The following is a 1,305-nucleotide window of genomic DNA, read 5'->3' as shown; positions in this document are numbered from 1 at the left end:
TGAGGTTGCCCCTAGAAATCGGAGTGCATAACCCGATCGTCAGGCGGCAGATTTTTGCTGCGCCGCCAACCAGCGTTGTTCGAACTGCATTGGGCTGAGATACCCAAGCGCCGAATGTAGCCTCGAATGGTTGTAGAAGGCGATCCAGTTCATGACGACCTGGCGTGCCTGGTCTTGCGTGGCAAACCGTCGGCCATGGACACAGGCGGTCTTCAGCCGGCCCCATAGGCTTTCTGTGGGAGCGTTGTCCCAGCAATTGCCCTTGCGCGACATCGAACTGCGTATGCCCCAAGCCTGCAGGGTGTCCTGGAAGTCCCGGCTGCAATATTGCGCGCCGCGATCGCTGTGAAAGATCAGACCGGCCGTGGGCTTGCGACGGAAACAGGCCATCAACAGGGCATCCTTGACCAGCGTGCTGTGCATGTGAGGCTGCAAGCTCCAGCCAACGACTTGGCGGCTGTGCAGGTCCAGCACCGCGGCCAGGTACAGCCAACCCTCGTCTGTGGGCAGATAGGTGATGTCGCCCGTCCACACGCGATTGGGCGCGGCCGGCGTGAAGCGCCGCTGGACCAGGTCGGGTGCCACCGGCAGCTGATGGCTGCTGTCGGTGGTCACCACGAACTTCCTCTTGCCCTTGGCCCGGATGCCGTGTTGTTGCATCAGCAGGCGCACTCGCTCCTTGCCCACCCGCACCCCACGGGCCAGCAGCTCCTTGTGCATCCGCGGCCAGCCGTACTCGCCGCGCATCTGCTCGTGAATGGCTCGCATATGCGCCAGCAAGGCCTCGTCGCTGTGGCTGCGCCGCCGCCCATTACCTGCTTGCCCCTGTGACGCGGCCCAGCTGAAGTACCCGCTGGGGCTGACCTGCAGAACTTCGCACATCAGCGTGATCGGCCAGCGCCTCTTCATCGACCGGATCCAGGCGTACCTTGCAACACGTCCTGCGCAAAGTACGCCGCGGCTTTTTTTGCGATGTCGCGCTCCATCCTCAGGCGTGCCACCTCTGCTCTCAGCCGGGCGATCTCAGCCTGCTCTGGCGTGACCATCGGCGCTGCCTTGCCATCAGCCGTCAGCCCCAGTTGGCCCTTGGCTGCTGCTCTGACCCAGTTCGTCAGGCTCGCCTTGGGCATGCCCAAAGTCTTGGCCACCACCGACGCCGCGCGCCCAGCCTTGACTTGCCTGACCGCCTCCTGCTTGAACTCCAGGGTGTACTTCCCTCGGCTTCTTCCTTCGTCCATCTCTCATCTCCTTTCCCGGCATTCTCCGGGACTGAGCTATGAACTCCGAAATTCGAGGGCAACCTCA

1 protein-coding gene is annotated in these 1,305 nt (G+C 63.0%); it reads right to left on the bottom strand.

Annotation, left to right across the window (positions count from 1 at the left end; all coding sequences use genetic code 11):
- Positions 1-39: 39 nt before the first annotated feature.
- Positions 40-1,238, bottom strand: a protein-coding gene (locus IM725_RS19930; protein ID WP_407692545.1) for an IS3 family transposase whose coding sequence is annotated in 2 segments (ribosomal slippage) — positions 40-959 and positions 959-1,238 — 1,200 coding nt in all. Because the reading frame shifts where the segments join, the coding sequence is not laid out codon by codon here.
- Positions 1,239-1,305: the final 67 nt, after the last annotated feature.

The sequence above is a fragment of the Ramlibacter aquaticus genome, from assembly GCF_015159745.1.
Lineage (GTDB): Bacteria > Pseudomonadota > Gammaproteobacteria > Burkholderiales > Burkholderiaceae_C > Ramlibacter > Ramlibacter aquaticus.
The sequence above is the reverse complement of the archived record's forward strand: the minus strand, read 5'-3'. Positions and strand labels throughout refer to the sequence as shown.